Here is a 7681-nt window from a genome sequence, read left to right as displayed (position 1 = left end):
CAAAAGAAAAAACAAGCCATTTGGGCCTACAACCACTGTGACAACTATGTTAAAGCCATTATGGCCTACGCAAGTGCCTGCAAGAAATTTAACCGGTAATATTGCCCTCAATACAAGGTAAAAACCGTGGACAGGCTGTCCTGTCTGGCGGGACTGTCCTGTTTCTACGAATAATTGTGCAGGTTTAGACTGTTGACAATGGGGCTATAAAACCTTATACTACAAGTGATATTTTTCACTTATAGACAGGAGGCTTACACAATGGTTACAGGTCAAGGATACAAAGGGAGTGAAGATTACATAGCTTCAAAACCCTTAATGGAAATTGTTAACGTTTCGATTGCACTGGGGAAACCACTTGTAATAAAGGGTGAACCGGGCACAGGCAAGACTCTGCTCGCCCATAGTATTTCGAAGGCGCTGAACAAAAAACTTCTCATCTGGAATGTCAAGTCAACAACAAAGGCAAAGGACGGGCTTTACGTATATGATACCATCCAGAGATTAAATGATGCACGGTTTAAAGATAAAGATATTTCCGATATAAGACAATATATAAAAATGGGCAAATTAGGACAGGCATTCAAAAACGACGAACAGCTTGTATTGCTCATCGATGAGATTGATAAGGCGGATGTGGAATTTCCTAATGACCTTCTTAATGAGCTTGATGAGATGTCATTCCATATCCCCGAACTTGACGAAGAAGTTACAGCCAAACACAGGCCTGTCTTGATTATCACAAGCAATTCAGAAAAAGAACTTCCCGATGCCTTTTTAAGAAGATGCGTATTCCACTATATCGAATTCCCTGACGAAGAGATGATGGAAAAGATCGTAAGGGTCCATTATCCTGATATTGAGAATAAACTGGTAAGGGAGGCCATCAAGAGGTTCTACTGGATAAGGGATGTGGATGGGCTGAGAAAGAAACCGTCCACCAGCGAGCTTCTCGATTGGATAAAGGCCCTCTCGTTAGGCGGAATCAGTACGGACAAGATCAGCTCAGAGATACCTTTTCTGGGAGCAATTTTAAAAAACGAGCAGGATACCGGCAGATTCATAAAGCTTTCCCATGCCCAGGGAGGGGGGTTCGGCTTCAAGAGGAGATTTTAGAACTTTGGAGCTAAACCATGTTTACTGATTTTTTCTACTTATTGAGAAAAAAGGGGGTGCCTGTTACTGTTACAGAATGGGTATCCTTTATCGAAGCCTTATATAATGGTTATTTCCAGTCAAGCCTGAACCACCTTTATTATGTGGGGAGGGCGTTTCTTGTAAAGAGTGAAGCTTATTACGATATGTTTGATCAGGCCTTTCAGGAATACTTCGGCGGTATAAAAACAGAAGGCCCTGAGCTCGACAAGGTCCTCGACTGGCTTGAAAACCCTCTCCACAAACTCCCCAAAATGACACCCGAGGAAATAGCAGAATTCCAGCAGAGACTTGAAGAATTCAGAAAAGAACATAACATGGATGAGTTGATGAAACAGTTCATGGAAAGGCTCAAGGAACAGAAAGAAAGGCATGATGGCGGGGGAAAATGGATCGGCACAGGGGGCACATCGCCATTTGGCGCTTATGGACACCATCCCGGCGGCATCAGGGTGGGCGGCGAGTCATGGATGCAATCCGCTGCCAAGGTAGCCGAAGAGAGGAGGTTCAGGAATTACAGGAACGATATCATCCTCGATGTGAGACAGACAAAGATGGCCCTGAAAAAACTGAGAGAACTCAAGAGGGAAGGCGCACAGGAAGAATTGGATATCGATGAAACCATCGATAAAACTGCAAAAGAGGGCGGCGAGATAGAGCTTGTTTTTAACAGGTCCAGGGAAAATACGGTACGGATTATCCTCCTTATGGACACCGGCGGCTCAATGCTTCCTTATACGGAACTATGTGAAAGACTTTTTTCTGCTGCATCACAAATGGAACACTTCAAAGAATTTAAATACTTTTTCTTCCATAACTGCATTTATCAGGATATCTATGAAGATATTGCGAACTATAAACGCATACCCACGGAAAAGCTTTTTTCACAATTCCACAAAGGATACAAAGTGGTACTTGTAGGAGATGCGCGAATGGCCTACTCAGAATTGTTTGATGTAAACGGCTGTATTGATTATTTCTCCACAAACGATAAACCAAGTATTGAATGGCTCATGAAAATAAAACAGCATTTCCCTCACTCGGTATGGTTGAATCCCACGCATAAGAATTTCTGGGGCCATTACACGGTTGACACTGTTGGCAAGGTTTTCCCCATGTTCGAGCTTACCCTCGATGGCCTCAAAGATGCTATAAAGGCCCTCACATCAAAGGCAAAGCCTTCGGTACTGAACTAATACTCATAGTTGTTAGCTCATAGCTGTTAGCCAAAACCCTCTATTACCGGGGCTTGCGCCTGTCCCCGTAGTGGGGTCGCCTCCTCCTTTCTTAAATGTTCAAACCGCTTGAACTACTTGAACAGATTGAACGGTTCACTTGGAGTCTTCCCCTCTCGCTCACCATGTGAGCTGTATCGCTAATTGCTTATCAGCTAAAAGCTATTCACAAATTCGTGTCATTTTATTTCAAAATGCATTATAATTTATTATGCCTATTAAGAAATTATTATATTTTTCGTATGAAAAGTTCCTCGAAAAAGGCGTGAAAAAGGGTGAAATGCCAACCCACCTTGGCCTTATCCTCGACGGCAACCGGAGATACGCAAAGGAAATGGGCTATGATAATGTTACAATGGGCCATAAACAGGGCGCTAATAAACTGGATGATGTCTTGCAATGGTGCGCTGATTTGGGTATAAAAATTATCACTATATGGGTTTTCTCCACCGAGAATATCCAGAGAAATAAGGAAGAGGTTGAGGCACTTCTGAAAGTGATACAGGAAAAGATAGAAGAGCTCGCAAAAAGCCCTGTCATAAAGAAGAATGGCTTCAGAATTAAAGCGCTGGGCAAGATTGATACGCTCCCGGAAGAACTGAAGGCAGCAATAAAAAGGACCGAAGAATCTACGCAAACCCATACAAACCATATGCTCAATATTGCAATCGGATATGGCGGCAGGGAAGAAATTCTGGAAGCGGTAAAGAAGGCTGTCAAAGAAAAAAAGGTCAGCACCATAGATGAGCTGGCGAACAGCATCACTTTGGAAGACATTACAAGCCACCTATACACCAACGGGATTCCTGATCCAGACCTGATTATCAGGACAAGCGGCGAGATACGCCTAAGCGGTTTTCTCCTCTGGCAGAGCGCATACAGCGAGTTTTACTTTTGTGATGCCCTGTGGCCTGTTTTCAGGAAAATTGATTTCTTAAGGGCTATCAGGAGTTACCAGCACAGGAGCAGAAGGTTTGGGCAATGAACACCTGTACCGATAAAATGCTGTGTCTGAAAAATACGGAACTATTTAAATCCCTGAGCCAGGAGGAACTCCAGGAATTAGTAAACAGGCTAAAGGAACGTGTGTATCCGCCCAATACGGCTATTGTCAGAGAAGGTGCACCCGGGGACGCCATGTTTATCATAAAAGATGGCAAGGTGGATATTAAAAAAAGAGAACAATCTATGGGGATTGACATGACCATTGCATCCCTTGATGGGGGGGCATGTTTTGGTGAAATGGCCCTTTTAACCGGCAATCCGCGTTCTGCTACGGTAATGGCAACCCAGGCAACGTCTGTGTTTGTGCTTGAGAAGAAGGATTTTGAATCCCTCATGAAAGAACACCCTTCGATTTCCATGTCCTTGAACAAGATCGTTGCGGAAAGGTTGGAGGGGTTGAATGTTCAGAGGGGTATGGGCATGAAATCCTTAGCCACCCTCAAAATAGACTCTGACGTGCTGTCGCTTGTCCCCCAACAGGTTATCATGAAACAAAAGGTATTACCTATTGCATACTCCAATAACACCGTGACACTAGGTATGGTCAATCTGAATGACATCCTTGCCATAGACGAGGTAAGAAAGTTTATCAAGGGAGTCGCCATAGAACTGGCGCTTATTAGCGAGGGCGATCTAAAGACCTTCATGGAAAAAGAGTATCCTGAGATTATGAAGGAGGAGGAGGAGAAACCCGAAGTCAACATAGATACGTTCCTTGACAATATGGACAATCTCCAGTCCGACATATTAAAAGATATGGAGGTTGAAGAAGGAAAGGAAGATGAGATGGGGATAGCAGACCTGGAAAGTGAGGCACAGGGGGCACCCATTGTAAGACTGACAAACAGTATTATCGGTATGGCATTAAAAAAGGGTGCCAGCGACATTCACATAGAACCCATGGAGCGCGGATGCAGGGTTCGTTACAGGATCGACGGTATCCTTAAAGAAGAGATGATGCTGCCGCGAAAGGTTATCCTCCCGCTCATAAGCAGGATTAAAATCATTTCCAAACTGGATATTACAGAGAGAAGAATGCCACAGGACGGCAGAATATCCATGAAGGTAGGGAGTAAATCGATAGACTTCAGGGTTTCATCGCTTCCAACAAAGTTCGGCGAAAAGATATGTGCAAGGATCCTCGACAAGAGCAATACAATGCTTGGTCTGGATAAATTAATTTCACACAAGCCTACTCTTGATCTCGTCAGAGAGATGATAGCCGAACCTTACGGTATCATATACGTGACCGGGCCCACCGGCTCCGGTAAAAGCACAACACTTTATAGCGCCCTTGCTGAAAAGAACGACATTGATGTGAATATATCAACCGTGGAAGACCCCATTGAGTATGACCTTGCAGGAATAAACCAGGTGCAGGTAAATTCCGATATCGGTCTCGATTTTGCGCGGGTTCTCAGGGCCTTTTTGAGACAGGACCCGAACATCATACTTGTTGGTGAGACAAGGGATAAAGAAACTGCTAAAATCGCTGTTGAAGCAGCCCTTACAGGCCATCTTGTCTTTACAACCCTCCACGCCAATGATGCACCAAGCACCTTCATGAGACTCAACGAAATGGGCATAGAATCTTTTCTTATTTCCACATCAATCATCGGTATTGTCGCTCAAAGGCTCGTAAGGCGAATATGTTCAAATTGTAAAGAAAAATATAAACCGGATAACGTGGCGGCTATAACATACCTCGGATTGCCGGAGAATATAGAGTTGTATAAAGGAAAGGGTTGCGATGTATGCAATATGACTGGATATAAGGGAAGGGTCGGTGTTTACGAGGTGCTTAAAGTAACTGGAGGGGTAAGGCGTCATATCAGTGAAGGTGCCGGGTCTGAGATTATAAGACAGGAGGCCATAAAAGGCGGCATGATAACACTCAAAGACTACTGCGTCATATTACTTGAGGACGGATTGACCACAGTGGAAGAGGTTCTGAGGACGGTGGCGATTCAGTCTTGAAAAGATCAATAGTCAAAACAAAATCTGCATCAACACTGTTGAGGGTTCTTCTCTGGACATCGGGGCTTGCCCTCGTCATTTTGATATTCTATGTCTGGCACGAAGAAGGTGCGTGGAAAGAGATAATAAAATTCTACAGATTCTTCTTCGAACCAAAAAGGCTCAAGGTTTTCGTTGCCTCTTTCGGTCCATTCGCTGCCGTAATGTTCATCCTTGTCCAATCTGCCCAGGTTGTGTTTGCGCCTGTTCCCGGCGAAGTTACCGGTTTTGTCGGGGGTCTTTTATTCGGGAACATCCAAGGTTTACTATTATCTACCATCGGCCTCACCCTTGGTTCGCTCCTGGCATTTTCGTTCACCAGGGTCTTCGGCATAAAACTCGTAGAAAAGGTGGTTAAGAAAGAATACATTGATAAACTCAATAATTTCATAACACATAAAGGGTTAAATATAACCTTTATCCTCTTTCTTTTGCCGGGATTCCCGAAAGACTCTCTGTGCTACCTGCTGGGACTTAGCCGTATGAGGCTTGTAGACTTTCTCTTTATGAACATCTTCGGCAGGCTGCCCGGCACACTGATGCTTACAATGCAAGGCACTGCGGTGAGCCAGGGAAAATATCAGGCGTTCTTCTGGTTGCTTGCTGCCAGTATAGCTTTTACCGCTATCCTGTATTTCACGAAAAATTACATAATACAGGGATTTAGTAATGCTTTCCAGGCATTACTTCGGAAAAAAAAGGATAAGCAACGCCAGGCCGATGCGGTAAAAGGCAAAGACATCGAGTGAGTGATTCTTCAAAAAGCCGATCAAAAATTTAAGACTGAAATAGCCAAAGACAAAGGATGACAGGACGCCGAGCATGTATATATCCATTCCGCCGCCACTGTAGTCGATGTGCTTCGATTCATAGAGCGCCGCACCCATTATTATCGGTATGGAGAGGAGAAAAGAAAAGTCAACAGCCTGAGTACGTTTTAACCCCAGCAAAATGGCCACCGTTATAGTTATTCCGCTTCGCGATGTACCCGGGATAAGGGCAAGGGCCTGGGCAAAACCAATCATGATTGCTATCGGGTATGTTGTCTCCTTGCCGCTCACAAAAATTCTTTCAGAGACAATCATCAAGATGGACACAGCAATAAGACTGAACACTGTTACATGGGGTGTCCTGAAGTAAAGTTCAATGAAATCCTTACAGAACAAGCCCAGGACTGCCGCAGGAATAGTGGCTACAACAATCTTCATCAGAAGTGAATTTATTATTCGCCTGTCCTTCAGGCCACGGAGACCTTCGATCACAATGGTTATAAATCTTTTACCGTAGACAGATAATATGGCCAGAAGGGTCCCAAAGTGGAGCATGACATCGAAGGTAAGCTTGTTAATATTTCCGTCATCGATGTTAAAAAACCAGGGGAGAACAATGAGATGGGCTGAACTGCTTATGGGCAGAAACTCTGTTATGCCCTGTACTGCTCCCATTATAATGCTCTCTGTCAGGTTCACGATAAGTCACCCGGCAGGAACCGGAAGCCTATTTCCATTGTGTCCATATTTAATGAGGCAGGTATTGACGGAAGAGGGTCAACTGATCTTAATACCCTTAGGATCGATTCATCATACATTCTGTTCCCGGACCTCTTTTCGATATTGATATCAACAATCCTGCCATCCTTTCTTATCTTTATTGTTACAACCGTTTCCAAATCTTTTTTAAAGGAAGACATGCCCGGCAATCCCCAGGAATTTTTGATCTTCTCCCATATCCCAAGGATATATTGCTGCGAGACCGGGTCCATGGGTCTTGCCCCTCCTTCCGAAGAACCAGGAAGGCCATACCCTGAACCCCCTGTTTTTCCCGGACTTCCCCCGGATCCTGGTGCCCGTGAAACATCGAGGTAGTCTGTACGTTTGCGGATTTCCTTTATCCTGTCGTTGAGACGACTCAGTTCTTCCCTTGTGGTTGCTTCTTTTGCCGGCGCCTTTTTCCTGGATAGAGATACGGCTGTCTCTTTTTCTTTCCTCTCAAGTTTTGGTTTTGTTTTTACGGGTGCAGGCTTCTTTGCAGCGGGCACCGGTTTTGTGACTTTTGCTTCCGGTGCCTTCTTTGCCTGTGCAGGGCCAGACATCCTTCCATCCCCTCCCAACGCCCCGGCACCCGGATCCCCCACAAGATTAACGGTGTACGAGGACAACATTGAAATCTTTTTTGATGATTTTTTCATGGGTATGCTGAATGCGCCGACTATGAGAATATGCAGGATGGTGGACACAACGAGCATTTTGAACCAGGTTTCTTCTTTCATT

7 protein-coding genes are annotated in these 7681 nt (G+C 44.6%); 5 read left to right on the top strand and 2 right to left on the bottom strand.

Features of this window, described 5'->3' with window-relative positions:
- Positions 1–261: 261 nt before the first annotated feature.
- From NTX75_10710 to NTX75_10690, 5 genes are all read left to right on the top strand, one after another.
- The gene (locus tag NTX75_10710) at positions 262–1116 is read left to right on the top strand and encodes a MoxR family ATPase (GenBank protein MCX5816691.1); all 855 of its coding nucleotides are present in this window, start codon (positions 262–264) and stop codon (positions 1114–1116) included.
- A 17-nt stretch (positions 1117–1133) separates the two neighbouring features.
- Positions 1134–2351, top strand: a complete 1218-nt coding sequence (locus NTX75_10705) for a VWA domain-containing protein (protein ID MCX5816690.1) — start codon at positions 1134–1136, stop codon at positions 2349–2351.
- 250 nt (positions 2352–2601) lie between these two features.
- Positions 2602–3375, top strand: a complete 774-nt coding sequence (uppS, locus tag NTX75_10700; protein ID MCX5816689.1) for a polyprenyl diphosphate synthase — start codon at positions 2602–2604, stop codon at positions 3373–3375.
- Complete coding sequence (locus tag NTX75_10695; GenBank protein MCX5816688.1) at positions 3372–5372, top strand: ATPase, T2SS/T4P/T4SS family; 2001 nt, start codon at positions 3372–3374, stop codon at positions 5370–5372. The genes uppS and NTX75_10695 overlap by 4 nt, the downstream gene beginning before the upstream one ends.
- Positions 5369–6160: a VTT domain-containing protein gene (locus NTX75_10690; protein ID MCX5816687.1), complete on the top strand. Its 792-nt coding sequence runs from the start codon at positions 5369–5371 to the stop codon at positions 6158–6160. Before NTX75_10695 ends, NTX75_10690 begins: the two co-directional genes overlap by 4 nt.
- On the opposite strand, the gene NTX75_10685 is transcribed toward NTX75_10690, so the two are convergent.
- A complete protein-coding gene (locus NTX75_10685) occupies positions 6095–6880 on the bottom strand; it encodes an undecaprenyl-diphosphate phosphatase (GenBank protein ID MCX5816686.1) in 786 nt (261 codons plus the stop codon). The genes NTX75_10690 and NTX75_10685 overlap by 66 nt on opposite strands.
- Positions 6877–7680, bottom strand: coding sequence for a cell envelope integrity protein TolA (locus NTX75_10680; protein ID MCX5816685.1), 804 nt, complete (start codon positions 7678–7680; stop codon positions 6877–6879). The genes NTX75_10685 and NTX75_10680 overlap by 4 nt, the downstream gene beginning before the upstream one ends.
- Position 7681 lies beyond the last annotated feature (1 nt).

Source organism: Pseudomonadota bacterium (assembly GCA_026388315.1).
Lineage (GTDB): Bacteria > Desulfobacterota > Syntrophorhabdia > Syntrophorhabdales > Syntrophorhabdaceae > MWEV01.
Note: the sequence above shows the minus strand (reverse complement) of the source record. Positions and strands in the feature narration are given on the sequence as shown.

What these genes read in the sequence shown, in the direction of transcription:
- uppS (MCX5816689.1), top strand. Translation starts at nt 2,602, where the DNA reads ATGCCTATTAAGAAATTATTATATTTTTCGTATGAAAAGTTCCTCGAA.
- NTX75_10680 (MCX5816685.1), bottom strand. Translation starts at nt 7,680, where the DNA reads ATGAAAGAAGAAACCTGGTTCAAAATGCTCGTTGTGTCCACCATCCTG.
- NTX75_10710 (MCX5816691.1), top strand. Translation starts at nt 262, where the DNA reads ATGGTTACAGGTCAAGGATACAAAGGGAGTGAAGATTACATAGCTTCA.
- NTX75_10705 (MCX5816690.1), top strand. Translation starts at nt 1,134, where the DNA reads ATGTTTACTGATTTTTTCTACTTATTGAGAAAAAAGGGGGTGCCTGTT.
- NTX75_10695 (MCX5816688.1), top strand. Translation starts at nt 3,372, where the DNA reads ATGAACACCTGTACCGATAAAATGCTGTGTCTGAAAAATACGGAACTA.